17 protein-coding genes are annotated in these 26,280 nt (G+C 61.2%); 1 reads left to right on the forward strand and 16 read right to left on the reverse strand.

All coding sequences use genetic code 11. From position 1 onward, the window contains the following. Positions 1-51: 51 nt before the first annotated feature. Genes AC1DIG_RS07900 through AC1DIG_RS07910 form a run of 3 tightly spaced genes read right to left on the reverse strand, consistent with a single transcriptional unit; the run spans position 52 to position 5,536 of the window. Complete coding sequence (locus tag AC1DIG_RS07900) at positions 52-651, reverse strand: glutathione S-transferase (protein WP_477767287.1); 600 nt, start codon at positions 649-651, stop codon at positions 52-54. Between the two features lie 2 nt (positions 652-653). Beyond that, complete coding sequence (locus tag AC1DIG_RS07905; protein ID WP_477766835.1) at positions 654-4,295, reverse strand: AAA family ATPase; 3,642 nt, start codon at positions 4,293-4,295, stop codon at positions 654-656. Further along, positions 4,292-5,536, reverse strand: coding sequence for an exonuclease SbcCD subunit D C-terminal domain-containing protein (locus AC1DIG_RS07910; RefSeq protein ID WP_477766836.1), 1,245 nt, complete (start codon positions 5,534-5,536; stop codon positions 4,292-4,294). Before AC1DIG_RS07910 ends, AC1DIG_RS07905 begins: the two co-directional genes overlap by 4 nt. Before the next feature lie 213 nt (positions 5,537-5,749). On the opposite strand from AC1DIG_RS07910, the gene AC1DIG_RS07915 reads away from it, so the two are divergent. Further along, on the forward strand, positions 5,750-7,333 hold the full coding sequence (locus AC1DIG_RS07915) for an ATP-binding cassette domain-containing protein (protein WP_477766837.1): 1,584 nt from the start codon (positions 5,750-5,752) through the stop codon (positions 7,331-7,333). 6 nt (positions 7,334-7,339) lie between these two features. Here AC1DIG_RS07915 and AC1DIG_RS07920 read toward each other — a convergent pair whose 3' ends face one another. The 13 genes from AC1DIG_RS07920 to treZ all read right to left on the reverse strand — a co-directional run bounded on the left by AC1DIG_RS07920 (position 7,340) and on the right by treZ (position 26,270). Beyond that, positions 7,340-8,980: a BatD family protein gene (locus AC1DIG_RS07920; RefSeq protein ID WP_477766838.1), complete on the reverse strand. Its 1,641-nt coding sequence runs from the start codon at positions 8,978-8,980 to the stop codon at positions 7,340-7,342. Continuing rightward, positions 8,977-10,728, reverse strand: coding sequence for a VWA domain-containing protein (locus tag AC1DIG_RS07925; protein ID WP_477766839.1), 1,752 nt, complete (start codon positions 10,726-10,728; stop codon positions 8,977-8,979). Before AC1DIG_RS07925 ends, AC1DIG_RS07920 begins: the two co-directional genes overlap by 4 nt. Beyond that, positions 10,725-11,801, reverse strand: a complete 1,077-nt coding sequence (locus tag AC1DIG_RS07930; protein ID WP_477766840.1) for a vWA domain-containing protein — start codon at positions 11,799-11,801, stop codon at positions 10,725-10,727. Before AC1DIG_RS07930 ends, AC1DIG_RS07925 begins: the two co-directional genes overlap by 4 nt. Continuing rightward, a complete protein-coding gene (locus tag AC1DIG_RS07935) occupies positions 11,794-12,288 on the reverse strand; it encodes a DUF4381 domain-containing protein (protein WP_019690593.1) in 495 nt (164 codons plus the stop codon). The genes AC1DIG_RS07930 and AC1DIG_RS07935 overlap by 8 nt, the downstream gene beginning before the upstream one ends. Further along, positions 12,285-13,229: a DUF58 domain-containing protein gene (locus AC1DIG_RS07940; protein WP_145016546.1), complete on the reverse strand. Its 945-nt coding sequence runs from the start codon at positions 13,227-13,229 to the stop codon at positions 12,285-12,287. Before AC1DIG_RS07940 ends, AC1DIG_RS07935 begins: the two co-directional genes overlap by 4 nt. A 5-nt stretch (positions 13,230-13,234) precedes the next feature. Next, the gene (locus tag AC1DIG_RS07945) at positions 13,235-14,194 is read right to left on the reverse strand and encodes an AAA family ATPase (RefSeq protein WP_071550307.1); all 960 of its coding nucleotides are present in this window, start codon (positions 14,192-14,194) and stop codon (positions 13,235-13,237) included. A gap of 269 nt (positions 14,195-14,463) precedes the next feature. Beyond that, on the reverse strand, positions 14,464-15,528 hold the full coding sequence (locus AC1DIG_RS07950; protein ID WP_477766841.1) for an autotransporter domain-containing protein: 1,065 nt from the start codon (positions 15,526-15,528) through the stop codon (positions 14,464-14,466). A gap of 472 nt (positions 15,529-16,000) precedes the next feature. Next, positions 16,001-16,759: a PIG-L deacetylase family protein gene (locus AC1DIG_RS07955; protein ID WP_477766842.1), complete on the reverse strand. Its 759-nt coding sequence runs from the start codon at positions 16,757-16,759 to the stop codon at positions 16,001-16,003. Between the two features lie 229 nt (positions 16,760-16,988). Next, positions 16,989-19,148, reverse strand: a complete 2,160-nt coding sequence (gene glgX / locus AC1DIG_RS07960) for a glycogen debranching protein GlgX (protein WP_477766843.1) — start codon at positions 19,146-19,148, stop codon at positions 16,989-16,991. 116 nt (positions 19,149-19,264) lie between these two features. Continuing rightward, a complete protein-coding gene (locus AC1DIG_RS07965; protein WP_477766844.1) occupies positions 19,265-19,582 on the reverse strand; it encodes a DUF2934 domain-containing protein in 318 nt (105 codons plus the stop codon). Positions 19,583-19,603: 21 nt separating this feature from the next. Further along, on the reverse strand, positions 19,604-22,390 hold the full coding sequence (locus tag AC1DIG_RS07970; RefSeq protein ID WP_477766845.1) for a malto-oligosyltrehalose synthase: 2,787 nt from the start codon (positions 22,388-22,390) through the stop codon (positions 19,604-19,606). Further along, positions 22,387-24,468: a 4-alpha-glucanotransferase gene (gene malQ / locus AC1DIG_RS07975; RefSeq protein WP_477766846.1), complete on the reverse strand. Its 2,082-nt coding sequence runs from the start codon at positions 24,466-24,468 to the stop codon at positions 22,387-22,389. Before malQ ends, AC1DIG_RS07970 begins: the two co-directional genes overlap by 4 nt. Beyond that, the gene (gene treZ, locus AC1DIG_RS07980; RefSeq protein ID WP_477766847.1) at positions 24,465-26,270 is read right to left on the reverse strand and encodes a malto-oligosyltrehalose trehalohydrolase; all 1,806 of its coding nucleotides are present in this window, start codon (positions 26,268-26,270) and stop codon (positions 24,465-24,467) included. Before treZ ends, malQ begins: the two co-directional genes overlap by 4 nt. Positions 26,271-26,280: the final 10 nt, after the last annotated feature.

A 26,280-nucleotide genomic window follows, 5' to 3' on the forward strand; every position in this document is an offset into this window, starting at 1 on the left:
AACATTAATATCGACTGCCATACCGCTATCGCGAGCAAGCTCGCTCCCACATTAGGTCTTTGCCATGACCGCGGTAAAAAGATCTGACTCAAGAATCCCTTGAAGCCACGCCTGCAAATGCCGATAAGGCGTCTGCGCAAACCACTCGCGGTCGACATGCGCGAACTGGCGTATGAACGGCGCTAGGGCAATGTCCGCCAGGCTCAGATGATCGGCCACCAGATAAGCTCGCTGTTGCAGCAACTCATCCAGTTTGCGCAAAAACACTTCGCCTTCTGCGCGGTAATGCTCCATGGGGTGTTCCGGGTAGCGTTCAGCGTATTTGTAGCGATTGAGGTGCAGCTTGAACGTCTGATCGTTTGCTTCGATCAGCGCAGTGCTCAGTTGCTGCGCCGCAGGATCGTCCTTGAGCAACCAATCCTGCGGGTCGTTCTGTTCCAGCGCCCACTGCATGATCTCCAGGCTTTGCTCTATTACCCGACCGTCAAGGCTCAGCACCGGAACGGTGCCCTTGCTCGACAACGCGAGCATCTCCGGCGGCTTGGCCTTCAGACTGACTTCGACAACATTCAGCGCCACTGAACTGTAACGCAGCGCCATGCGTGCGCGCATGGCGTAGGGGCAGCGGCGGAAGGAGTAGAGCGTCGGCATGCTCATTTGACCTCCAGCGTGCTCAGGCCATTGCCTTGGCGACGAACCTGGATCTGCACCGGGATTCGCTCGTGCATTTCCTGTACGTGGGAGATCACCCCGACCTTGCGACCCTGCGCCTGCAGGCCATCAAGGGCGTCCATCGCCAATTGCAGTGACTCGGGATCGAGGCTGCCGAAGCCTTCGTCGATGAACAGCGATTCGATTTTCAGCGTGCTCGACGCCATCGAGGCCAGGCCCAGCGCCAGTGCCAGCGACACCAGGAAGGTTTCGCCGCCCGACAGCGAATGCACCGAGCGCAGTTCATCGCCCATCTCCGTGTCCATCACCAGCAAGCCGAGCATGCTGCCACCGCGCTTGAGCCGGTAGCGGCGCACCAGTTGGCGCAACTGGGCGTTGGCGTGATGCACCAGCAAGTCGAGGTTGTAGGCCTGGGCGATCTTGCGGAACGTGTCACCGGTGGCCGAGCCGATCAGAGCATTCAGCCGTGCCCAGCGCTGCCACTCGTTGTAGGCATCGCTAATGCGTTGTGCCAGCGCCTGATTGGCGTCCTGACGGCGTTGATCTTCGGTTTGTTGCGCACGCAGTTCGGCGCAGAGCTGTTCGCTGATGCCGAACTGCTCTTGCAGCTCGCTGAGGGCGCTGGCCAGTTGTTCGGCATCAAGGTTGCCGTTGTGCTGCGCCTGATGGCTGTGCAGGCGCTGTTCGCGTTCATGCAGCAGCACCTTGGCTTGCTCAATGGCTTTTTCGCCGAGCTGAAGCTGTTGGCGCAGCAGACTGACCTGCTCGTCGCTGAACGCCAGTAACTGCTCCAGACCGCCATCGTCCAGTTCCGGATGAAGGGCACGCCATTCGGCGATCTTGCCGCTCAGCTCATGACTTTCGGCTTCCAGTGCGTGCTGGCGTTGTTGCTCCGCCCTGAGCTCGGCGGCCAGTTGAATCTGCTGGCTGCGGACTTCTTGCAGCTGCTGATTGGCCATCGCTTCGGCCTGTCGAGCCTGTTCGACGGCCTGATCCAGTTGCTGTTGCCACTGCTCGGCGCTCGGCTGCTCGCCCAGCAGTTCGGCGAGTTTCTGTTGGGCGGCGTGTTGCTGCTCGGCGAGTGCACTGAATTGCAGCTGTGCGGCTTCCAATTGCTGCACACGTGTCAGCTGCCGGTCCTGTTCTTTCTCCAGTTTTTGCTGACGCTGTTGTTGCTCGCTGAGTTCTTCGCGTTGCAGTTCCAGCTGTTCCAGACGCTGGGCAACCTGCTGATCGAGTTGCATGAAGGTCGCGGCGGGTTCGTTGCGCAAACCGTCAAGGGTCGCCGCCGGGAGCAGGGCGCTGAACGCTGCCAGTTCTTCTTCAAGGCGCTGGCTGTCATTGCTCAACTCGCGCTGCTGGATTGCCAGTTGCTGGGCAGCCTGTTGGCTGGCCTGGTCGGCGGCTTGCAATTGTTGCTGAAGACGCGCGGCGTCTTGCTGCAAGGTGAGCAGGGCGCTTTGTCGCTGTTCGTCCTGGGCAATACTCTGATTCAACTGAGCGCTTTGCTGACTCAGCCAGGCGTCGCGTTTGCCGGCTTCCTGGGTCAGCAACTGGGCGGCCAGTGGATGCGCTTCAAGGCTCGGTGTCAGGCTCTGCTGCTGGGTCGCCAGCTGTTCCTGTTGTTGCAGCAGTTCTTTTTGCTGGGCAATCAATCCGCCGACTTCGGTGCGCAGGTCTGCAAGTTTTTCCTTCAGCAGGTCAACGGCTTTTTGCGCGTTGGCCTGTTCGTTTTCATCGTGCCGACCAAGGCTTTGCAGCAACGCTTCTGGCTGATGATAAGGATGCTCGACGCTGCCGCAGACCGGGCACGGTTGATCGTCCTGCAACTGCCCGCGCAACTCTTCGACGCTGGCACTGCGCGCCAGGCGCTGACGCTCCAGCAGTTCCTGGGTGACCTTCAGGGTTTGCTCGGCGACAGTCAGTTCGGCTTTGGCCTGGACGCCTTCGCGGGTCAGGCGTTCGCGTTCTGTCTGGACGGTCTGCAGGCGCTGTTGCAGGTCCTGCGTGCGCGTGTCCAGCTCTTGCTGACGGGCCCACAATCGAGCGAGCTCTTCGATGGCGCGCTGCTGCTTGCGGTTGTCTTGCAGCAGGCTGCCGAGGATCTGAATTTGTTCGGCAACGGCCGCAGGTTCAGCGCCGGCTTCGCTGTAGAGCAGTTCCAGGCTTTGGCGTTGTGTGCTGAGTTGGCTCGCGGTGTCGGCCGCCCGTTGCTCCAGCCCGAGCAGTTCGGCCTGGCCTTTTTTCAGGCGATTGCCTACCAGCATCAGTTGCTGCAAGCGTTCGCGGTAAGCATTCCAGGCGTCACTGACGGGAGCCAGTTGGAGGCTCTGTTCCAGTTGCGTCGCAATCGTCGCCAGGCGTTCGGCAACCCGCTGTTGCTGTTCAAGCATTCGCGCGATGGCTTGCTGGCCTTCGGTGCTGGCCTGTTCGGCGTTGTGCTTGAGTTCGGTTGAGGCGTTGATGGACTGGGTCAGGCGCGCAAGGTTGCTTTGTTCTTCGAAGGCCTGACGCAGCAACGGGGCATTGCTGCTGTGTTGGCCTTGGGCCTGGGTCAACGCGGCTTTTGCGGATTCCAGGCTGGTTTCGAGTTGCACCTGGCGGGTTTGCAACTCGCTTTGCTGTTGGCTGTGTTGCTGAATCAGCGCGGCCAACGGGCTCAGTTGCGCGCTCAGCTCGGTTTGCCGGGCAAACTGATGCCGCTGTGGCGCCAGTTGTTCCAGGCGCGCCAGGTTCAGCCGTTCGCCAGTCTGGGCGTCCCACGACTGTTGTGCCTGTTGCAACTGCTCGGCGGCGGCCTGTTGCTGGTTCTGCAACTGCTGCAGTTCTTTGAGCCAGGTGTTTTGCAGCTCGAGCTGCTTGAGCTGCGCTTGCTGGGTTTTGAGTTGTTGCTGGGCGTCGTTGAAGCGCTGATCGAGTTCAGCGCGGGCCTCGGGTTCAAGCGGTGTTACGCCAGTGGCCTGATCTTGCAGCAGCTTGTGGGCTTCGCGGGTTTCCTTGCTTTTGTCGAACGCGCGCTTGCCCAGGCGCGTGTAGAGCGCGGTGTCGGTGAGTTTTTCCAGCAGTTCGCTGCGATCGTTGTCATCGGCCTTGAGAAATGCGCTGAACTCGCTTTGAGCGAGCATCACCGCGCGGGTGAACTGTTCGAAGTTCAGGCCCAGCACGGCTTCAAGTTGAGTCTTGTATTCGCCTTTCTGGCTGGCCAGCAGTTGATCGGTGTCGAGGTCGCGCAGGCTTTGACGGCTGGTTTGCAGTTTGCCGTTGGCTTTTTCACGGGCGCGATTGGCCTCCCAGCGCGCGCGGTAGCGACGGCCGTCGATGCCGACAAAGTCGACCTCGGCATAGCCGTCACCGGTGCCACGGCGCAGCAGGGTGCGCGGGTCGCCCGTGGCGATCTCGCCGTCTGCATCTGGCACTTTGGCGTCGCGTCCGGTGTTGTTGAGGCGTGGCACTGCGCCAAACAGCGCCAGGCACAACGCATCGAGCAAGGTGCTTTTGCCGGCGCCGGTCGGCCCGGTAATCGCGAACAGGCCGGAGCTGGCCAACGGTTCGGCGGTGAAGTCGATTTCAAACGGTCCCGCCAGTGAGGCGAGGTTTTTCAGGCGGATCGCGAGAATTTTCATGGCTGTTCGCTCTCCTGCTGAACGTCTTGCAGCAGCACTGCAAAGTCCTTGAGTGTCTGTTCGTCGACGGCGCTGCCGTAGTTATCGAGCCAGGCACGGCTGAATAATTCCTGTGGCGTGAGCTGGTCCAGTTCGACCAACTGACCCGTGTCATCCGCGCCATCTCGACCGCCATTGCCGGCGTATTCGGCAGCGATTCGCACCAGTCGCACGGCTTTGCCTTGCAGCGCGGTTTCAATCTGTTGGCGCAAGTCCGGCTGCGGTTCATCGAGGCGCACGCGGACTTCAAGCCACGGTTGGCGCTGGAGATCGGCCAGCAGGTCGATGTTCGGCAAATCCGCAAGTTGCGTCAGGATTTCACTGAGCGGAGCAGGGCCCAGGCGTTGCAGGTTGACCGCACGGGGAATCAACCGCGGCTCGACACTGAGCAGCGTCTCGCCGTCGAGCGTGATGTCGAGAATCTGATGCTGATAGCCGATTTCGGAAAACGACAACGGAATCGGTGAGCCGCTGTAGCGAATGCGCTCCTCGCCGTTGACCTTCTGTGGCTTGTGCAAGTGGCCGAGGGCGACATAGCTGATGCTCGGGCCGAACAGGCTGGCGGGCAGGGCCTCGGCGTTGCCGATGATCAGGCTGCGCTCGGAGTCCTCGGACACCGAACCACCGGCCATGTGCGCGTGGCTGATAGCGATCAATGCCTGACCGGGTTGGCGCTTGGCATTGGCGGCTTCAATCAGCCACTCATGCACCTGACCGATGCCACGCAGGTAGTTGTCGCCCAGATGCGCACCGGTAACTTCGGCGGGGCGCAGAAACGGCAGCGCCAGGCACCAGCCGGCAATTTCACCCGAGGCATCGGGCAGCGGAATCAGCAAGCGTTCGGCGTCCAGTTGCCCGTCATCGAGCCACAACACCCGGCCCAGCGCGTGAGTGCGCAACCGGCGCATCAGCGGCGCGGGCAATTCAATCCTGGAGCCGGAGTCGTGGTTGCCGGCGATCATCACGATGGTCAGCGATGGCTGCTGCTCGTGCGCGCTGACGATGAAGTCGTAGAGACGCTCCTGGGCTTTGACCGGCGGATTGACCGTGTCGAAGATATCGCCAGCGATCAGCAGCACATCGGGCTTTTCCAGCGCCAGCTGACGCAGCAGCCAGTCGAGGAAACAGCCGTGTTCAAAGTCGCGCTCCTGGCCATGCAGGTTCTGCCCAAGGTGCCAGTCGGAGGTGTGGAACAGACGCAAGGCAAACTCCGTAGGAAGTAAGGTGATGGCCGCGAGGAGAATGACAGCGGCTAAAGAGGGGAGAGTTTACTGGCAAAAGACCGGGGATGCTGAATGCCTTGAAAGTTTGCCTGTCGACTGGAAGGGGCCTCAGTATGGTGGACAGCAGGCCGAGATGAGGAGGCGGACGCTGTTGCGCAACACCAAGGAGTTTTGAATATTTAAGGAAGCGTCATGACCCAACGGTTACTTCAACTTGATCATGTGTCGTTCAACCTGCCCGACGGGCGCGTTTTGTTCGATGACTTGAACCACACCTTCACTGCCAGGGCCACCGGCATCGTTGGTGCCAATGGCTGTGGCAAGTCCTTGCTTGGTCGACTTCTGACGGGGGAACAGTTGCCCACCAGCGGCATCGTCCGTCGCGAAGGGCGGGTTTACGCCGTGGCGCAGTTACTGGAACCCGAGCGCTATCCCAGCGTTGCCGCGCTGGCCGGCGTCGACCATATTCTGGCGGCGCTGGACCGAATTGCTCAGGGCAGCGTCGACGATGAGGACCATTCGCTGGCGGTCGATCAATGGGATTGCGCGATACGCCTTGAGGCGGAACTGGAGCAGATCGGTCTGGGCCATTTGAACGCCGACGCGCGCACCGATGCGCTCAGTGGTGGCGAGCGGCAACGGGTGGTGTTGCTGGGCGCGTGGTTGTCAAGGGCTGACTGGCTCATTCTGGATGAACCCAGCAACCACCTGGATCTTGATCAGCAACACAAGCTCGCGCAGCAGATCGATCGCTGGCCCAACGGCCTGGTGTTGATCAGCCACGACCGAAGCCTTTTGGAACACATGAGCGAAATCGTCGAGCTTTCGCCATTGGGGCTGGCGGCCTATGGCGGCAACTACAGTCAGTATGCGGCGGCGCGCGAGCAAGAACAGCAGTCGTTCCAGTCGGCGTTGCAAGGTGAGCGGGCACAGGCCAAGCGTGAGCAACGTGAGATGGTCGTGCAGATGGAACGTCAGCAACGGCGTAACGCGCGCGGTGATCGTCAGGCCCGCGACGGCAATCAGACCAAACTGATCACCAATGCCCAGAAAGAACGCAGTGAAAACAGTCAGGGAAAATTGCGCCTCAACCAGCAGTTGGCTCGAGAGCAGCAACAACAACGTATCGCCGAGGCCCGCGCGCGGTGTGCGCCGGATATTCAGCGCATGATGCTGTCCCCGGAAAGCATGGTGCCCAATGGCAAGCTGATATTGCAGCTCAACGACGTCGTGCTGCCGTTCGGTTACACGGCGCCTGTCAATCTGACGCTGACAGGGCCTATGCGCATGGCAATCCTGGGCGCCAACGGTAGCGGGAAGTCGACCCTCTTACAGGTGATCGCCGGCCAACTGCCGGTGCGCAAAGGCGAGCTCATACGCAGTTGCCATATCGGCTGGCTGGATCAACACGCCGGATTACAGTATCCCGAACGCTCGGCGGTGCAATGGCTCTACGAGAGTAATCCGGAGCTGCCAGAATCAGAGGCGCGAACCCGGTTGGCGCAGATGGGTATTGATGCGGATCGCGCGATGCTCAAGACCTGTCAGTTGAGTGGCGGCGAACGCCTGAAAATAGCACTCGCTGCGCAGTTGTATGCACAGCGGCCACCGCAATTGCTGTTGCTGGACGAACCGGACAACCATCTGGACCTGCCCAGTCGAATCGCGTTGGAGCAGATGCTTAATCAGTACCAAGGGGCATTGATTGTCGTCTCTCACGACAGCGCTTTTTTACAGGCAATTCATCTGGACGCCGAACTCCATCTCAAAAACTGAAGACCCTCACTTCGGATAAAGCGGCGGCAAACCACTGTCGCCGACCGGATCATGGACCCGTTCGGCAATCGGGATGGCGCGGATCGCGCGCCAGAGTTCTTCGCCTTGCCAGTAATGCCCGGTTTCGCTGTAGAGCGCGCCGTTCAAACCGTCGAGTGCGTCGGACAGCGGTACGAAGCGTGCGGCCATGTCGGCCAGGGTTTCCGGCTGTTGGCGGGCCCAGGCGTCGAGGGCCTGACGGGTGGCTTGAGGGTCGTTCGCCTGGCAGGCACGCTTGAGGTCGTCGAGTAGCGTGCGCGGGCTAGGGCCCGTTTGCGCGGCGCGCAGAATCGCCGGCTGCCAACGCGCACGCCACCAGAGGCCGAAGCCAAGCAGGGTGGTGCAAGCGAGGATCAAGGTGCTGAGCTTCCAGTACCAGAGTGCTTCACTGCTGACCGCCAGGGTAGCCGGCACGTTACTCGTTGGAGCGTCGACCATCAGGCTCGGGTTGTTTACGGCGTTCAGGGTGCGAGCGGGCAGGCTGCTGCGCTCCAGATGATCTTGAAGGGTGTTCCACCAGACCACGTCCACGGGCGGCAATTCTATTTGCCCGATGCGAGTGGGCACCAGTGCTTCGCGGTCTTCGCGGATGCCGATCAACCCCTGGTCACTGGGTTGATTGCTCAATTGTGGTTGATCGGGATAACGCCGCAATCCGCTGGTTTCAGTGGCGGGCAGGGGCGGCAGTTGCGAACTGGCCAGGCCTTCGGCTTTCAGGGTCAGGCTGCGGGTCATGGAGTCGCCCACTTGAACGTGATCAGGCGCAGGGTTCCAGTTTTCACTGAGACTCAGGCTGCGCGCCGGCAGCCAAGGGGCGTCGGCGGGGTAATCGGCCGGTTTGGGCTTGACGGTCAGGTTGAGCCCGGTGGAACTCACGCGAATCAGTTTGCCCGCTTTTGGTCCTTGCGCGGCCGGCTCCTGAGAGGGTTGCGTCTCCGCCAGGGTGGCGCTGAACATCTGTGCGGGAATCGTCAGCAGGCCACTGTGTTGTGGGTATATTGCGTACCGCCGTTCGATCACACCGTGGCGCAGGTCATTGATGACTTTTTCGTAAGTGCGCGACTCACCGAGTTGTTCGACGCGCGCATCGGGGATTTGCAGCGGAGTCAGGCTGCTGTCGTCATACAGCGACACCGAATGATAGATGCGCAAGGTCAGAATCGCCTGGGCCTGCACGTACACGGTGTCCTGATCGAGGCTGGTCTCAATGAACACGGGCGCCAGTTTGTCGGCGCTGTCCTGCTTTTCGCTTTCGACCACTTGCAAGTTGATCGGTTGGCTTTTGTACTCACCGAGTGGCAGCGGCGGGATGATCAGTGTGCCGTTGTGCTTGGGCAGGAGGGTGATGATCCAGCGGGTGGTGGCGCGGCTGTCGTCGCCCAGGGTGGTGAGCTGGTTGACCTGGCGGGTGCCGCGAACTTCGAACAGTGGATCAAGTGCGCTCAGGTCAGGTTTGCCGAACTGCGTGACATCACTGGATTCGAGGGTCAGTTCGACCGTTTCGCCGGAATTCACGCGGCTGCGATCGATGCTGGCAACCAGACCCGCAGCCTGGGCACCCACGGTCCAGAGCGAAAGGCTGAGCAATAGAGCGGTGAAGCGGGTCATCGAGTTTTTCCCTGATCCTGATGTTGTTGCTGTTCGTACCAGAATTTACGTTTAAGCAGTTCGCCCGGCTCATCCGGGATTTTACGCAGCCATTGCTCCAGGGCCTGGCGGCGCTCGCCGTCGAAGTTGGCGTCGGCGGTGCGGATAGGCGGTGTGGTGCTTTGTTCGTTGCCCAACTCACTGCCCGGCACTTCATTATTGCCCGGTTGTGGCGGGCTGTCGGTCTGGTTTTCGCTGTTGGCGTCGCTGTGCGATTGCGCGGTTTGCGTGTCGGTCTTTTGCTCGTCACCGGTCGAGGGCTGTGTCGACGCGCCCGGTGGCGGCGGTTGCTGGGTTTGCGGGTGTTCTTCGCCGTCGGTTTTATCCGGCTCATTGGGTGATGTGGGGGCTTTCTGTTTGATCAACGCTTCTACCAGCGCTTTGTTGGTCTGCGCCGGGCGTAAGTCAGGTTGCAGCTCAAGGGCTTGTTCATAGGCATCGACGGCGGCTTCCAGTTCACCGCTTTTAGCCAGGGCGTTGCCGCGATTGTAGTGCGCACGGGCGTCGTTGCCTTCGGCGAAACGCTCGGCGGCAGCGGCATACTCGCCGGCCTCATACAGCGCGACGCCTTGCCATTGCCGGTCCTGGAAGCGCTGCGCGGCCTCCGCGGGCTGGTGTTGCTTGAGCAAGTGCAGGCCCTGTTGGTCCGGGCGCAGCCAAAGATCGTCGAAGTCGAAGGCGTAACTCGGTTGCGGCAGCATGAACAGCAATGGCAGGCAGAACAGCCAGCCTCGGCGTCCCGCGCAGGCCGTCAGCAGCAACAGCGGCAGTAACAGCCAATAGCCTTGATCGGCCCAGGTATCGAGGCGCAGGGTCTGGCCATCGCTGCGCACGCTATGCGGGCTATCGAGCAGCCCGAGACCGCGCAGGTCGCTGTCGTCCAGTTGCGCTTGCCGGTAACGCCCCTCCATTTCGCTGGCAAAGGCTTTCAGGCTCGGCCCGTCGAGACGCGGTACGAGGATCGCGCCTTGTGCATCCTTGAGGAAACTGCCGTGTTCGTCAGCGATCGGTGCGCCTTGCGGAGTGCCGATGCCGAGCATCAACCATTGCGGTGCCTGACCGCGCAGGGCCTGACGAATACCCTGGCGCTCCTGTTCGGTCAGGGATGAGCCTATCAGCAGAATCCGGCCCTGGCCGAGGGCGCCGCGATTGAGCAATGCCAGCGCCTTGGCCACGGCCAGGTCGGCGCGATGACCGGCCTCGGGCATGATCGACGGTTTCAGCGCTTCCAGCAGGTTGCGGCTGGTGGCCAGGTCGTCCGAGAGCGGCACCAGCGTGTGCGCGCTGCCGGCATAGACGACGATGGCGGTCTGTGCGTCGCTGCGCGCTTGCAACAGATCGAGCAGCTTGCGCCGGGCCTGTTCAAGGCGCGTGGACGGCACGTCGGTGGCGAGCATTTCCGGGGTCAGTTCAAGCAGAACCACCAAGGGGTCGGCAGGTTTCTGCGCGGATTGTTCAACCCGCTCCCAGCTGGGACCCAGCAGTGCCAATACCGCCAGAATCCAGGCCAGGCCCAGGGCGACCCACGGCAACTTGCTTTCACGTCCATTGCCACCGCTGAGCAGGGCGGCATGGAAGGCCGGCGGCAGGATCATCTGCCAGCGACCCGCGCGTTTTTTCCGGTGCCAGAGTTGCCACAGCAACCAGCCCAATAGCGGCAACAGCAGCAGCCACCAAGGGCGGAACCAATACGGCCAGAGCGCGTTCATCGGCGCCTCCGCAGACGCAGGCGTTTAAGCCGCTGGTGCCAGTCAGAGTGCTGTTGCAGAAAATGTTCCTTGGTGAAAAAACGTTGCAGCGGATTATCGGGCCAGCGTTCGCGGATCACCAGCAACAGGCTCATCAGCAACGCGGCAGCCAGCGGCCAACTGTACAGCGCTTGCGCCGGGCGAGCCTGGGTCGGCTGTTGGGTCACGGGTTCCAGTTGATCGAGGGTCTTCTTGATCTCCAGCAATTCCTTGCCATCACGTGCACGGAAGTAGCGCCCGCCGGTAGCCTCGGCAATAGCTTTCAAGGCGGGCTCATCGAGGTCCATGGTCGGATTGCCGGCCAGAAAAGCCAGAGGACCAGCTTGCTCCGGATCGGCGCCAATGCCGATCGGGTAGATTTTCACGCCTTCTTCGGCAGCCAGTCTTGCCGCGGTCAGCGGATCGATTTCGCCACCATTGTTGGCGCCGTCGGTGACCAGAATCAGCACGCGGCTTTGCGCCGGGCGTTGGCGCAAGCGCTTCAAGGCCAGGCCGATGGCGTCGCCAATGGCGGTGTTCTTGCCGGCGATGCCGATTCGTGCTTCGTCAAGCCAGATGCGCACGGTACGCCGGTCGAACGTCAGCGGAGCTTGCAGATACGCCTGGCTGCCGAACAGGATCAGGCCGACGCGATCACCGTCGCGCCCTTCAAGGAAGTCACCGAGCAAGTGTTTGACCAGTGTCAGGCGGCTGACGTCTTCGTCTTGCCACTCCATGTCGGGGAAATCCATGGAGCCGGAAACGTCGACGGCCACCAGCAGGTCGCGTCCACTGGCGGCAATCGGCAGCGGTTCGCCGAGCCATTGCGGACGTGCGGCGGCAATCAACAGCAGCAGCCAGAGCAGGATGAACGGTGCTTGCTGGCGCCAGGTCGGCAGGTTGGCACGGGCGCGACGCCGGGCCAGGCCTTCAAGGTCGGACAGAAAGCTGACCTTGAGCGCCGGTTCGCCGCTGTCGGCGACCGGCAGCACAACCCGCATCAGCCACGGCAGTGGCAGCAGGGCGAAGATCCATGGCCAGGCGAACTCAAACATGCTTGCGAATCCAGGTGTCGACGGCTTGTGTCAGGCCGGCAATGGCCTTGTCGTCGAGTTTGCATTCCGGTTTGTAAGCGCCTTCAACCAGGATCATCCAACGGGTCAGGCCGGCAGCCGGGCAACGGTTGTCGAGAAACGCCAGCCATTTACGACCGTTCAGGGTGTGGCTCTGGCTGTAGGGGTAATGGTTGCGGCACAGACGCTTGAGCAGCCCGTTGAGTTGCTGCAACCAGGCACCGGCCGGCGCGCCGTCATAGGGTTTGGGCATTTGTGCCAGCTCTGCCAGCGCTGCCAGTCGCACCGGGTCCAGCGGCTGTTCGGCACGAACGGTAGAACGCTTGACGGGAATAAAGCGGCGTAGCTGCCACAGGCCAAAGCCGATCAGTGGCAGCAGCACCAATAGCAGCCACCAGCCCGGCGCCGGCGGCCAGAACTCGATGGGCGGTGGAGTCATCAGCGGTTGCAGTTGATCGAGGCTGTTCATTGGCTTTTACCCGGACGCTGCGGGTTCAGGTATTCACGCAGTTGTTCGACCATTTCGCTTTGAGTGCTCAGCGGCATTAACAGCACGCGCAGTTTCTGCGCCAGCAATTCCCAGCGGGCGATGCGGGCTTCGGCCTGGGCGCGATAACTCTGGCGCAGGTCGAAGTTCAGCGTGTCGAGTTCAAGTTGCGCCCCGCGCTCGGCGAAACGCAGCAAACCGGCAGCGGGCAGGGCATGGTCCAGAGGGTCGGAGACTGGCAGCAACAGCAAATCACAGTGCCGCGACAGCAGACTCAGTTGCTGCTCGGCGCCCTCGGACAAGGCGCGCTCGTCGCAGATCACGATCACCAGGCTCCCCGGGCGCAGCACTTCGCGCGCGCGGCGCAGGGCCATACCGAGGCTGTCGCGATCCGGCTCGCTTTCAGTCGTGAGGGACTGGTTGACGCGCACCATGCGGTTGAGAAGTTGCAGCAGGCTTTGCTTGCTGCGCCGGGGTTTGATTTCGTAATGCTCGTTGTCGCCGTACACCAGCCCGCCAACACGGTCGTTGTGTCCCAGTGCAGCCCAGCCGATCAGGCTCGCGGCTTGTGCGGCCAACACCGATTTGAACATCAGCCCCGAGCCGAAAAACAAGCGGCGACTTTGCTCGACCATGATGAAAATCGGCCGCTCGCGCTCTTCGTGAAACAGCTTGGTGTGCGGTTCCTGGGTGCGTGCGGTGACACGCCAGTCGATGGTCCGCACGTCGTCGCCAGCCTGATAGACCCGCACCTGATCGAAGTCCACACCACGTCCGCGCAGCTTGGAATGGTGCAGGCCAATCAACGGGCTGCGCTGGCTCGGCGTGGAAAACAACTGCACTTCGCGTACGCGATGGCGCATCTCGATCAGCTCGGAGAGGCTGACACGGATACCCGGTTCGGGCGCAAGCGGCTTGGTCATCGGGGTCAAGCGACGGCAACGACGTCGAGAATCCGCTGGACCACACGGTCCTGGTCAATACCAGCGGCTTCGGCTTCGAAGGAAAGAATGATGCGATGGCGCAACACGTCGAACAGCACCGCTTGAATGTCTTCGGGGCTGACGAAGTCACGACCGGCCAGCCAGGCGTGAGCACGGGCGCAACGGTCGAGGGCGATGGAGCCGCGCGGGCTGGCGCCATAGGCAATCCACTCGGCCATTTCCGGGTCGAACTTGCCTGGCGTGCGGGTCGCCATGACCAACTGCACCAGGTATTCCTCCACGGCGTCGGCCATGTACAAGCCGAGGATTTCCTTGCGCGCGGCAAATATCGCTTGTTGGCTGATCCGCCGCTCGGGCTTGGTTTCGCCGTGCAGTGCTTCACCGCGGGCCTGCTGCAGGATACGCCGCTCGACGGCCGCGTCCGGGAAACCGATTTTCACGTGCATCAGGAATCGGTCGAGCTGGGCTTCAGGCAATGGGTAGGTGCCTTCCTGCTCGATCGGGTTCTGGGTCGCCATGACCAGAAACAGTGGCGACAGCTCATATGTGCTGCGCCCGACGCTGACCTGCCGCTCGCCCATGGCTTCGAGCAAGGCCGATTGGACCTTGGCCGGCGCCCGGTTGATTTCGTCGGCCAGCACCAGGTTATGGAAGATCGGTCCCTGCTGGAACACGAAACTGCCGGTTTCCGGACGGTAGATCTCGGTACCGGTGATGTCGGCAGGCAGCAGGTCGGGCGTGAACTGGATGCGATGGAATTGTGCTTCGATACCTTCGGCAAGCTCTTTGATGGCCTTGGTCTTGGCCAGGCCAGGGGCGCCTTCGACCAGCATGTGGCCGTCAGCGAGCAAAGCGATGAGCAACCGCTCGATGAGTTTTTCCTGGCCGAGAATCTGCGTTGAAAGAAAGGTTCGCAGCGCAAGCAGCGCTTCACGATGTTCCATCGATGACTGTTCCTGGAGAGGGTGAGCAAAGGCGTTCGAATAACGCCAGGGCTGGGGGCGATACTTTAATCCATCGCAGGGGGTGGAGACTAACGGCGATCAGGGAATTTTTGGGTTTTGTGCACTTGTTGGGGGGTTATTCAGGTTTTTTGCCGGGTCGCGCCTGGATCGGCGCTGTTTTGCGCACGACCTGCAGGCGCAAGGCTTGCCGGCGATGGCGATCTTACGGGTGTCATCGCTGGCAAACCGTGCGCCTGGCTTCCTGATGGTCACCAACGCATCCGTATCCCGAGGCTGCCGATCAACCCATTCAAGTCGTTGTTGACGGTCGCGCTGTTGTAATCGCCGCTGACATACAGGCTGACGGAGGGCGTGACCCTGGCCACCAGCCCCAGTCCCAGTTCGATCGAGGATGCGTTCCGGCTGCTGCTGAGCCTGTCGACCTGACCGAGGGTCACGGTGTCGGTGGTATTGACCGTGTGCCAGAAGTTGGTACGGACGTAGGGTTCGATCGGCAGGCCCTTGATGTCATAACTGCCTTTCAAGCTTGCACCGACCCTGCCGCTCCACGACGTCAGGTCGCTGGATGAGGCATTGCCGCTACCGGCATAGGGGGTGTCCAGGGAAATACGCTGGTTGATCAACTCCGCCTGGGGTTCGATGACCCAGTTTTCACTGATGCCGATGGGGAACCCGCCTTCCACCGAAAGGGTCATTGCGCTGCCTTCGGCGGTCTGGCGCTGGCCCTGGTCATTGAGGCTGTAGCCATTGACCCGACCACCGCTGGCGGTCAAATCCACGTGCCAGCCGCTTGCGCCGGTCAGGCTCCAATAGGCGCCAAGGTTGGGGCCTTGCACGTTGAGGGTGTTGTTCGGGTCGACGACGGCAGAGCTGATCAACAAGCCATTGGCATTGCCCTGAATCTGGTTTGTACCGCCCACCAGGCCAACGCGCTGGGTGCTGCCGCCGCTGCTTTGCAGGGTAATCAACGCCGGCCCCTTGAGTTCGGAGCCGGTCGTGCCGGAAAACGGGGAGCCGAGGACATCGCGCTCCGCGCTCCTGGCAGGCTGGCCGTAGAATCGATCCCAGGCAGAAGGAGCGGCTTGCTCGACTGTCAACAGCTGGTTATCAAGGCCGGGATTGCGGGTGAAGCGGATGCTGTGACTCGTATCAGGCGTCGGCAGGCTGAGCGCCGGGACATCTTGCTCAAACCAGGGTATAGCCTCGTCCTCGGCAGAGGACGCCTGAATCTCCATGGATGTGCACAGCAACAACGAAGTGGAAACGGTGTACAGGGTGATTTTGATCTCATGTTGGAAGTGGGAGGTGTTCATGGAGGTCTACCTTGCAATCGCATGCCATGACTCTGTTTGGCGTCTCTCCTACCCCGAATGAGGGGCGACCGATTTCATTGAGGCAAACCCCTCCGGCCCGCTTCAGCGGGTTTCCGGGGCTTGCCCCAGAAGGTAATTCCGGGGGTAGTAACGTTTAGCTAAGAAGATTGTTGGCGCTGCGTCAAGAAATTGAACGATGAGTGGTATGGCTAATTTAGATGTTGCAACTGACTGATTTTTGGTAATTATCTAAGTTGTTGTTTATCTGGAGAATCATATTTTGACGTCAAATCAGCGGTTCTTTTCGCGTCAAAAAGGCTTTGAAAATGCACTCCAACCAGCCGCAGCAAGGGGGCGCAGAAGTGGAAGCACGGCTTGTTCCGTGGAGTCTTCGGTTCGTGACCGCTGGCACTGATGCATTGGCCGACAGTTCAGCATTTCGGACAGGGCCAAGGCATCAGGCCTTTCGCGATCACACAAAAACGATTTCATAGGGCTGACGCATCCGCGCCAGGATAGCCCTGGGCAGTTTTGGCGCGATGCCGATCTCCGGTTCACCGTTCAGCTGGCTGGCGTACGCATGGGTGGCGTGGCATTTGCGCGCGACGGTCCAGGTGTCGAGGCGAACCTTGCGGGCGCGGTGCCAGGGAATCAGCCCCTGATCGCGGGCAGGCCAGTGCCAGGCCCAGACCGGCACTTCATTGAAACTCGCGCCCGCCATAAGGGCGGCTTTTGCGCTGGCCCGACCTACGGTGTCATGGTCGATGATGCCGTCCTCGCTCCAGGTGGTGAACACCACATCACCCGGTCGCAGGTAGCGTGCGATGAATTGCGTCAATTGGAGTTCGCGCTCGGCCAGTCCGTTGTCGGTAAAACCGCCGCGAATCCATTTCAGGCTATGCATGGGCAAACCGAGGCGACGCAGGGCTTCGACGCTCTCCTGGGGGCGGAACACACTCAGGCGCTTTTCCGACCACAGGTTCGAGCCTGGGTGACTGGCGCTGCCGTCGGTGATCGAGATCAATTGCAGAGGGTGGCCGAGAGTGCTCAACAATTGCAGCAGCCCACCGCAGGTCACGACTTCATCACCCGGATGCGGTGCGATTACCACCGCGCGAGCACCTGCGGGAATAAGGGTAGATGTGCTGATGACTGGAATATTGTCCAGTTGCCGGGCAGTGTTCCAGATCTGCACAGGCAAACTACTATCGACGAGGGTAGTGGATTTCATGGCGATACGTCCTTGTTCTGGTGTGCCGTCACACGTATTGCAGCTGGCTGAACACGCCGGCGCAGACCCCTTGCGGCCGGATGATCGCAGGGCACAGCGCTCCAAACCCTGGATTGCTGCGAGCAGAGTATTGCTCATGGATCACCATTCGTCGCCCCGTCACCTCCTCAACGAGCGTTTTTTTATGAAGTAGATCGCACAAGCGCTGCCGATAAGGGGCAATTACGTATCAGTCTTGCTCCTCATGCTGCAACTCGAACAACAGCAACGAGCGTCCGGTTACTGAATATTGATGATTGAAGTCGAACCGCTCCTGGCCCTGAATCGAGGGTTGGTTGGTGTCGATCATGCAGGTCCAGAATTCGCCGTCAGGCACTTCTGGCAGCTGAAAATTGACAATGTCGTGATGAGCGTTGACCACCAACAGCAAAGTAACATCGGCTCCTTTGCGACGGATTCCGGTTTCCTGGGCGCGGCCATCGAGCAACATGCCCAGGCACCGCCCGTGGCCATCGTGCCATTGTTCGGTGGACATTTCGCTGCCGTCCGGTGCCAGCCAGGTGACGTCCTTGACGCCAATGTCCTCGTTGTAATTGCCCACCAGAAAACGTCCGCGCCGCAGAACCGGATAGGCCAGGCGTAGCTTGATCAGGCGTTTGACGAATTTGAGCAGGGCCTTGCCGTCTTCGCTCAGGTCCCAGTTGACCCAGCCAATTTCGCTGTCCTGGCAGTAGGCGTTGTTATTGCCGTGCTGGGTTCGGGCGAATTCGTCACCGGCCACCAGCATTGGTGTACCTTGGGCCAGCAGCAGGGTGGCGAAGAAATTTCGCATCTGCCGCTGGCGTAGCGCATTGATCTCGGGATCATCGGTGGGGCCTTCAACGCCGTGGTTCCAGGACAGGTTGTAATGAGTACCGTCCTGATTGTTCTCGTCGTTGGCTTCGTTGTGCTTGTCGTTGTAGGAGACCAGGTCATTCAAGGTGAAGCCGTCATGGGCGGTGACGAAGTTCAATGAGGCGTAGGGGCGGCGCCCGCGTTGATTGAACATCTCACCGGAGGCGGTCATGCGTGCGGCGAAGTCGGCGAGCTGGCCGTCATCGCCTTTCCAGAAGGCGCGTACGGTGTCGCGGAATCGGTCGTTCCACTCGACCCAGCCCGGCGGAAAGTGGCCGACCTGATAGCCACCGGGACCAATGTCCCAAGGCTCGGCGATCAATTTTACCTGACGCAGAATCGGGTCCTGGCGGCAGGCGACGAGGAAGCTGTGGCGTTCGTCGAAACCGTCGTGGTAACGCCCCAGGATGGTCGCCAGGTCGAAGCGGAAACCGTCGACGTGCATTTCCGAGGCCCAGTAACGCAGCGAATCAGTGACCATTTGCAGCACACAGGGATGACTCAGGTCGAGGGTGTTGCCGGTACCGGAGTCGTTGATGTAGAAGCGTTTGTCATCGGGCTTCAGTCGATAGTAGGAGACATTGTCGATGCCGCGCATCGACAGGGTCGGGCCTTGTTCGTTGCCCTCGGCGGTGTGGTTGTAGACCACGTCCAGAATCACTTCAAGATTGGCTTCGTGCAGGTGCGCAACCATTTCCTTGAACTCGGCGATCTTGCCACTGGCCAGGTAACGCGGATCGGGGGCGAAGAAGGCGATGCTGTTGTAGCCCCAGTAATTGGTCATGCCCTTGTGCAGCAGGTGCTGGTCATTAACGAAGGCGTGTATCGGCATTAGCTCTACCGACGACACGCCAAGTTTGCGGATATGTTCCAGCAGATCATCGACCATCAACCCGGCGAAGGTCCCACGCAGCGCTTGCGGGACGGACGGGTGACGCATGCTGATGCCGCGTACGTGAGCCTCATAAATGATCGTTCGATCCCACGGCACACTGACCCGATGGTCGTGGCCCCAGGTGTGCGCGGGGTCGATGACCTTGCACTTGGGCACGAAGGGCGCACTGTCGCGCTCATCGAAACTGAGGTCGGCGTCGGGATGGCCGATGGTGTAGCCGAACAAGGATTCGGACCACTTCAATTGGCCCACCAACTGCTTGGCGTAGGGGTCGATCAACAACTTGTGGTGGTTGAAGCGGTGACCGTTTTGCGGGTCGTAAGGCCCATACACCCGGTAGCCGTAGATCAGTCCCGGATGGGCGTCCGGCAAATAGCCGTGAAAGATTTCGTCGGTGTACTCGGGCAGCTCGATACGCTCGAGCTCGACTTCGCCGGCGTCGTCGAACAAACACAGTTCGACCTTGGTGGCGTTAGCCGAAAATATCGCGAAGTTGACCCCCAGACCATCCCAGGTCGCACCGAGCGGGAAGGGTAAGCCTTCACGGATTCGCGAGGCCTCGATGTGAGGTTCTGGCGCGGTTTTTTTTGGCGTGGTCATCATTGCTCCTGCAATCGGGCTTGGGTGTTGGCGCCGGCATTGCCGGTTTCTCAACGTCGAGCCAACCCCGAAGTGGCGAGCCTGCTCGCCACGCGGTCAATCAGAGCCTGGTACGCTCAACTGGCTGGCTTGCGCGGTGCTCGAGGCTTTTTCGCGGTCACAGGCTTTTCACCCGGTGGCGTTACGACCTTGGCGGTTGTCGCTGCTTTGGTTTTAGGCTTGGCCGCCAGGGGCTTGCTGGCTGCTGTTTTGCTGCTGTTGGTTTTGCCGCTATTGGGTTTGGCGGTCCGGGCAGGCTTGGTCGGGGCCAGGGCTTCGGCTTCTGCCAGCTTGCACGCCATCTCCCAGTGGCGCGTCTCCTGGCCTTCGGGTTTCCCCTCGGACTCCCAGATCAGATAGGCAAATTCACGAACGCGTTTGTCATCGGTACTCATCGCAATGCTCCTGAGTTGAACTCAAGTCTGGATAAACAGATTGACCGGGAAGTCTCCCAGCGCGGCGCTGATCAGCAACTCCTTGTGGTGTGTGACTGCACCTGTTGTAAAAAGTCCCTTCAGTTTTTCTTCGGCGGCGGTGAACGGCAGTTTGACTCGGGTATCGCCCCAGAGCAGGGCAGGCACCTGCGGTGTGGCACTGCTTTCCAGCAGCGACGCAACCCGCACCGGCACCAGAACAATCGCCCGTTGGCCGTTGAGTTCACGGGCGAAAGCCAACACCCGCCCAGCCTGGCTGCCCACCACCTGCAACGCTTGATAACGGCCCCGCCGAAACAGGTGCGGGTATCGCGCGCGTAACGCCAACGTGTGGGCGATCAACGCATGTTTGATGCGCCCGTCACGCCAGTCGTGCAGCAACTGTCGAGTGTCCACCGGCGTGTGCAATGCTTGCTGGCGGACGGTGAAGTCAACCGGTCGCCGATTGTCCGGATCCACCAGGCTGAAGTCCCAGAACTCATTGCCCTGATACAGATCCGGAACCCCCGGCACCGTCATACGCAGCAAGGTTTGCGCCAATCCATTGAGTGCACCGCCGCAGGCAATCGCTTGCACAGCATCGGCGATGGCGCCGCGTAATGGCAGGCCTTCGGGACTGAGCAAAAGGCGCTCGATGAAGGCCCGCGTGGCCTGTTCATAAGGCTCGTTGGGTGCACTCCAGCTGCTCTGGAGTTTGGCTTCGCGCAGGGCTTTTTGCTGCCACTGCCACAGGCGTTCGGCGTAGCTCGTCAGCGACTGTTGATCATCGCAACGAAGCTCCAGCGGCCAACTGGCGAGCAAGGTCTGGTAGAGCAGCAGTTCATCGGCAGCCGAGGGCGTCGACGGATCGCTGCGCAGGACGCTGGCCCGTATCCGCCAGTCTTCGACCTGCTCGGCATACCAGGCGCTGCGCTCGCTGAGCAGCGCCAGGCGTGCGCGGCTGTCTTCGCCGCGTTTGTGGTCATGGGTGGCGCTGGCCAGCAGCGTGTCCGGGAACTCGCCGAGGCGTTGGCTGCACGCCGCGTGGAAGTCGGCGAATGGGGCACTGAACTGCTCGGTGTTGAAGCCGACATCGTTACGCGACAACAGGACGCCTGAGCGATAGAGCGCGGTGTCTTCCACGGCTTTGGCGGCGGTCGGCGAGGTCAGTTGCTGAAATCGCACGCAGGCGTGCTTGAGCATCTTGCGTTGACGACCTATCGGGCGCTTGCGCCAGGGTTGCCCACCCAGCCACTGCGCCAGATAGTCGAGCACCGGCCAGTCGGCTTCGCTCAAGGTCTGGCGCGCACCGTTCATGGCGTGCTGAAAAAACACCTCGTCTTGCGCCGAGCGCCCACACGGGCCGATGTACGTTCGGTACACCGGGAAATGCACGACCAGTTCCTGTAATGCCCGACGAATCGCACCGAGGGTCATGTCTCGGCTCATCAGGTCATCGCGGGCCACTTGCAGCAAGGCCTGCGCGACACTTTCGAAGTCGCCGGCCAGCGAACCGTTGAGAATCTGCTGGCGTGCCAGTTGTGCTTCTTCGAGGAAGGCTGAGGGCCGATCGGTGTGTCGGTTCCACAGTTCGCCAAGGACCTGCTCGCCTTGTGGAGCGTGTTGCAGCAACGACAGCTGATTCATGAACTCATAGCCGGTGGTGCCATCGACCTGCCAGTCGCGCCGCAGTGTTTCACCGTCGCCGAGGATTTTTTCGACATAGATCGGTACGTGTCGCAACGGTGACAGGGCGTTCACCCGACGCCTGAGTTTGCGGCAGTAACCATGCGGGTCGGCGAGCCCGTCGATGTGGTCGATGCGCAATCCATCCACCAGTCCCTCGGCAATCAGCTCGAAGATCTTTGCGTGGGTGGCTTCGAATACCGCCGGGCGCTCGACCCGTAGCCCGGCCAGTTCATTGATGTCGAAGAAGCGCCGCCAATTGATGTCATCGGCCGCCGTGCGCCAACTGGCCAGGCGATAGCTTTGGCGTTCGAGCAGTGTGTGCAGGCGGCTGAAACCTTCAGGTTGGCGGGAGTCATGGAGGCTGAGGTTGTGCTCGATGCAGCGCAAGATCGCCGGATCAGATGCCAGTGTCGTCAGTGCTTGCTGCAAGGGGCGCGCAAGGGAATGGGCATCGGTCTGGTAGCGGAGGGTGGTGAACTGATCAGCTAATACCTTGAGTTGCAGTGCCCGTTCAACATCGAGCGAGTCGTCAGGCTTGAGCAGTTCAGCGTAATCGGTGGGGCAGATCGGGAAGTGATGCTCATAGTGTTCGACATGGAAGCTGCCCCGTCCCGGATCGAAGTGCAACGTCAGCGTGCCGTCCTGCAAGGCGCTGCCGTAATCGCTGCCCAGAAACGGTAGCAACAGCTGGCCTTCGAGCAATGGGTCTGGCGAATGCCATTGGATGTCGAAAAACTCACCGTAGGGACTCAGTCGCCCCCATTCCAGCAAGTCCAGCCACCAGGGATTGTCGGCACCGCCCACGGCCATGTGGTTGGACACGATGTCCAGAATCAGCCCCATGTTCTGTGCCCGCAGCGCACTGGCCAGTCGCCGCAGGGCTGGCTCGCCGCCCAGCTCGGGATTGACCCGGCTCGGGTCGACCACGTCGTAGCCGTGCATCGACCCGGCCCGCGCACTCAACAGTGGCGAGGCATAGAGGTGGCTGATGCCTAAACCACAGAAATACGGCACCAGCGGCACGGCGTCATCCAGGGTGAACCCCTGATGAAACTGTATGCGCAACGTCGCCCGTACCGGCGAGCTTTGCACCTCGCTCATCGATCACGCTCGGCGGCCTGAAGGCGCGCACAGGCGAGCATCTCCAGGCGCCGCGCGGCATCGACGTCGTCGAGCAGCACTTTGCTCTCGGCAGACAGGCGCCGACGCCAGTTCGGATGACTGTCGGTAGTGCCGGGGAGGTTGGCCTGTTCATCAATGCCCAGCGCATCTTCCAGCGGCAGCAACACCAAGGGGGCACGGGTGTGGCCCAGGAAACGCACGCTGGCGTCGAGCACCTGGTCAGTCTCGTGGGTCTCCTCGCGAAAATTTTGCGGGTCCTGACTCAAGGCCCGACGCAAACCTTCGCGTTCACGCTGACGGTGTTCGCGCCATTGCTGTTCACCGTGGCTGTCGACCAGCCCCAACCGGACACTCCATTCGATGTCGCGACTATGCCACCAACCGTTGAGCGTCGGCAGGTCATGGGTGCTGGTGGTGGCCAGCGCGTTGTCCGGCCAGTCGAGAATCGGTTTGAAGTGTGCTCCGTGGTCCTGTTCGAAGAGCAATACGCGCATACCCAGGATCGAGCGGGCGATGAGTTTGTCGCGCAGGCCATCGGGCACGGTGCCGAGGTCTTCGCCGAGCACGATCGCCTGATGTCGATGGGACTCCAGCGTCACCAGACGCAGCAGATCGTCCACCGGGTAATACAGATACGCGCCGTCACTCGGCGGCGCACCGAGGGGAATCACCCACAATCGCTGCAGACCCATGACATGGTCGATGCGCAAACCGCCGCTATGGGCAAAATTGGCCCGCAACATTTCAATGAACGCACGAAAACCATTGCGTACCAGTCCTTCGGGGGAAAACGCAGAAATCCCCCAGCCTTGACCCGTGCGGTTGAGAATGTCCGGGGGCGCGCCGACGGTGAGGGCCGCGAGCAATTCGTCCTGACGACTCCAGGCCTGGCTGCCACCGCCATCTGCACCGACCGCCAGGTCGGCGATCAAACCGATGCCCATGCCGCTGCTGCGCGCAACGGTTTGGGCGCGTTGCAAGCTGCGAGCGATCAACCATTGGCAAAAGGCGTAGTAGCCAATGCGGTGGGCATTTTTCTCCGCAAATACCGCCAATTCGGCGCTGCGCGGGTCGCGCCAGTGCTCAGGCCACTGGCGCCAGTCGAGGCTTTCGCCAAGGGCGGCACAAGCTTCCTGGAGCGCCTCGAAACGGCAGTGGTTTTCCAGGGCCTCGCCACCGCTGTGGCGAAAGCTGCTGAAGTCTGCGTGCAAGGGATGTTCACCCTGGGAGAATCCTTCATACAGCGCTTGCAACAATTGCTGCTTGGCCTTCGCGGCGGCGGGCCAGTCGATCAGCGGTTGCTTTTCCAGGTGTTTGAGCTCATCGGCTAATTCTGTAATGTCGATGGCCAGGCGCAGGGCGCGCTCACCGAGAATTTCCCCGGGTGAGGCGTACAGGCTGTTGAGAAACAAACGGCTGGAGGGGGAGTAAGGGCTGTAGCGTTGCGTGTCGTTGCTGAACATCGCGTGCAACGGGCTGATCGCCAACGCATCGGCGCCGCGTTCACCGGCAACGCGGGCGAGGTTTTCCAGTGCCTGCAGGTCGCCGAAGCCGCCGTCGCCGGGGCGCCGCAGTGAATACAGCTGGACACTCAGGCCCCAGGCCCGGGGTATCGGGCTGTCAACGGCGGCGGCCACGCTATGGCAGTGCAAGGGGGCGACGGCGAGTGTGAAGCGTTGGCCCGCGATGCGAACGTCCTGATAGCCGACCGGGATCAACCCCGGCAGAACCGCTTCATCATCGAGTTTAAGGTGGAGGATCGCACCGTCTTCCAGGTGAATCTCGCAGGGTGTTTGAGGGGCAAAGTGACGCGCGAGGTCGAGCCCGGCGCCGACGTCGACGGTCATCATTGGCGGCAAGCGTTTGTTTTGTTGGTTCTGTTGCAGTTCCTGCAGGCTGGCGTCGATTTCCTGAGCGCTACCGGCCGGGTGGCCTAGCCCGCTGAGGATCGCTCGCAATGCCGCCGGAGCGACTTTTTGTGGCCGACCGTTGGCGTCGATCCAGTCAACCGCCAGGCCAGCCCGGCTGGCGAGGATTTCCAGTTGCGCATCGCTCATGGGCGCTCTCCAGTGGGGGGTGACAAGGGTGTGGCTGCCGTCAGGCTGACCAGCGCGCAGCAGGGGGCAAGGGTGCCTTGTTGCAGGTGTTCGAAAGACTGCTGCGGGTACTCGAACAACAGCCGGGAGTGGGGTTGTGGTAAATGGGACACAGGCCCCGCGCTGAGGTTCAGGTCGATGCACAACAGGCTGCCATCGCCCATGTGCCAACGCGCACTCACCGCGCCTGTTGCCAGCACCGTGGCGCCCAGCGCGTGGGCACCAGGCAGGCGCGGAATGATTTCCCGATGACGGATCAGCAGCAATTGTTGATAAAGCATCAGGGTCGCGTGCGGTGTCAGCGGTTCAGATGACGTCAGTGTCGGACGCGAAGCGGTGAACGTGTGCAACGCGTTCGGGTCGGGAATCCGCTCGCGGGTGTGCGGATCGGCAAAGGCGCTGAACGCTGCGAACTCATTGCGTCGACCTTCTCGCACCTGCCTTGCCAACACCCCATGGTGGCTGGTGAAAAACAGAAACGGCTCGTCAGCGGCGTATTCATCGCCCATGAACAGCAGCGGGATCATCGGTGACAACAACAAAAGGACCGTCGCCGCGTGCAATGCCTGAGGTGCAGTCAACTGGTGGAGACGCTCGCCAAAGGCCCGGTTGCCGATCTGGTCATGGTTTTGCAGGAACAGCACGAAGGCGCTGGGCGGCAAATGCCCACTGGGTTCGCCTCGGGCACGGCCATGGCGATTGGTATGGCCCTGATAGGCGAAGCCCTGGCTCAGGCAGCGGGCCAGTTTTTCGGTGGGTTGCTCGGCAAAATCGGCGTAATAAGCCTCGGTTTCTCCGGTCAGCAGCACGTGCAGCGCATTGTGCCCATCGTCGTTCCACTGCGCGTCGAAGCCCTGCTCCAGCAGGCTGGCCTGGTTGTGCTCGTTTTCCAGGGTGAGCCAGACATGGCGGGGTGGATCGATGTGCTCGCGCACGGTTGCCGCCAGCTCCTGAAGGAAATCCGGATCTTCGATGGCGTGTACCGCATCCAGACGCAAACCGTCGAAACGGTACTCAAGGAGCCACATCAGCGCGTTGTCGATAAAGAAGTCGCGCACCTCGCGACGGCGGAAATCAATGGCCGCCCCCCAAGGCGTGTGCAGGTCTTCGCGGAAAAAGCCCTTGGCATAGTGATGCAGGTAATTGCCGTCCGGGCCGAAATGGTTGTAGACCACGTCGATGATCACCGCCAGACCCAGGCCGTGGGCGCTATCGATCAGGTGCTTGAGCGCATCAGGCGTGCCGTATGACGATTGGGGCGCGTAGGGCAACACGCCGTCGTAACCCCAATTACGCTCGCCGGGAAACTGCGCCAGCGGCATCAATTCGATCGCGGTAACACCCAGTTCGGCCAGCCGCGGCAGGTGCTTTTCGACTTCGGCAAAACCACCCAGCACACCCACATGCAGTTCGTAGATCACCGCTTCATGCCAGGGCCGGCCTTGCCAGAAGCAGTGCTGCCAACGGTAAGCATGCGGGTCAACCACCACGCTGGGTGACGCCAGACTGCCGGCTTGCGCCCGGGACGCGGGGTCCGGCACGTCGCGTTCGCCATCGATGTTGTAGCGATAGCGGGTGCCGGCCGGGCAACGGGTCTCGATCACGAACCAGCCGTCTGCCTGAGGCAACATCGGCAGTGATTGCCCGTCTTCCAGCTCGACACTGACATAAAACGCATCGGGCGCCCACAGGGCGAAACGGGTGTGTTCGGCATCCAGCATGACGGCGCCGTGGGGCCAGGTTTCCGGAGTCCGTAACGGCATTCAAGAATCC

Source organism: Pseudomonas sp. 05N431 (assembly GCF_056397005.1).

Bases quoted from the DNA above. Each gene is read 5' to 3' on its own strand.
- AC1DIG_RS07900 (WP_477767287.1), bottom strand. From the start codon at position 651: ATGCCGACGCTCTACTCCTTCCGCCGCTGCCCCTACGCCATGCGCGCA.
- AC1DIG_RS07905 (WP_477766835.1), bottom strand. From the start codon at position 4,295: ATGAAAATTCTCGCGATCCGCCTGAAAAACCTCGCCTCACTGGCGGGA.
- AC1DIG_RS07915 (WP_477766837.1), top strand. From the start codon at position 5,750: ATGACCCAACGGTTACTTCAACTTGATCATGTGTCGTTCAACCTGCCC.
- AC1DIG_RS07920 (WP_477766838.1), bottom strand. From the start codon at position 8,980: ATGACCCGCTTCACCGCTCTATTGCTCAGCCTTTCGCTCTGGACCGTG.
- AC1DIG_RS07925 (WP_477766839.1), bottom strand. From the start codon at position 10,728: ATGAACGCGCTCTGGCCGTATTGGTTCCGCCCTTGGTGGCTGCTGCTG.
- AC1DIG_RS07930 (WP_477766840.1), bottom strand. From the start codon at position 11,801: ATGTTTGAGTTCGCCTGGCCATGGATCTTCGCCCTGCTGCCACTGCCG.
- AC1DIG_RS07935 (WP_019690593.1), bottom strand. From the start codon at position 12,288: ATGAACAGCCTCGATCAACTGCAACCGCTGATGACTCCACCGCCCATC.
- AC1DIG_RS07940 (WP_145016546.1), bottom strand. From the start codon at position 13,229: ATGACCAAGCCGCTTGCGCCCGAACCGGGTATCCGTGTCAGCCTCTCC.
- AC1DIG_RS07945 (WP_071550307.1), bottom strand. From the start codon at position 14,194: ATGGAACATCGTGAAGCGCTGCTTGCGCTGCGAACCTTTCTTTCAACG.
- AC1DIG_RS07950 (WP_477766841.1), bottom strand. From the start codon at position 15,528: ATGAACACCTCCCACTTCCAACATGAGATCAAAATCACCCTGTACACC.
- AC1DIG_RS07955 (WP_477766842.1), bottom strand. From the start codon at position 16,759: ATGAAATCCACTACCCTCGTCGATAGTAGTTTGCCTGTGCAGATCTGG.
- glgX (WP_477766843.1), bottom strand. From the start codon at position 19,148: ATGACCACGCCAAAAAAAACCGCGCCAGAACCTCACATCGAGGCCTCG.
- AC1DIG_RS07965 (WP_477766844.1), bottom strand. From the start codon at position 19,582: ATGAGTACCGATGACAAACGCGTTCGTGAATTTGCCTATCTGATCTGG.
- AC1DIG_RS07970 (WP_477766845.1), bottom strand. From the start codon at position 22,390: ATGAGCGAGGTGCAAAGCTCGCCGGTACGGGCGACGTTGCGCATACAG.
- malQ (WP_477766846.1), bottom strand. From the start codon at position 24,468: ATGAGCGATGCGCAACTGGAAATCCTCGCCAGCCGGGCTGGCCTGGCG.
- treZ (WP_477766847.1), bottom strand. From the start codon at position 26,270: ATGCCGTTACGGACTCCGGAAACCTGGCCCCACGGCGCCGTCATGCTG.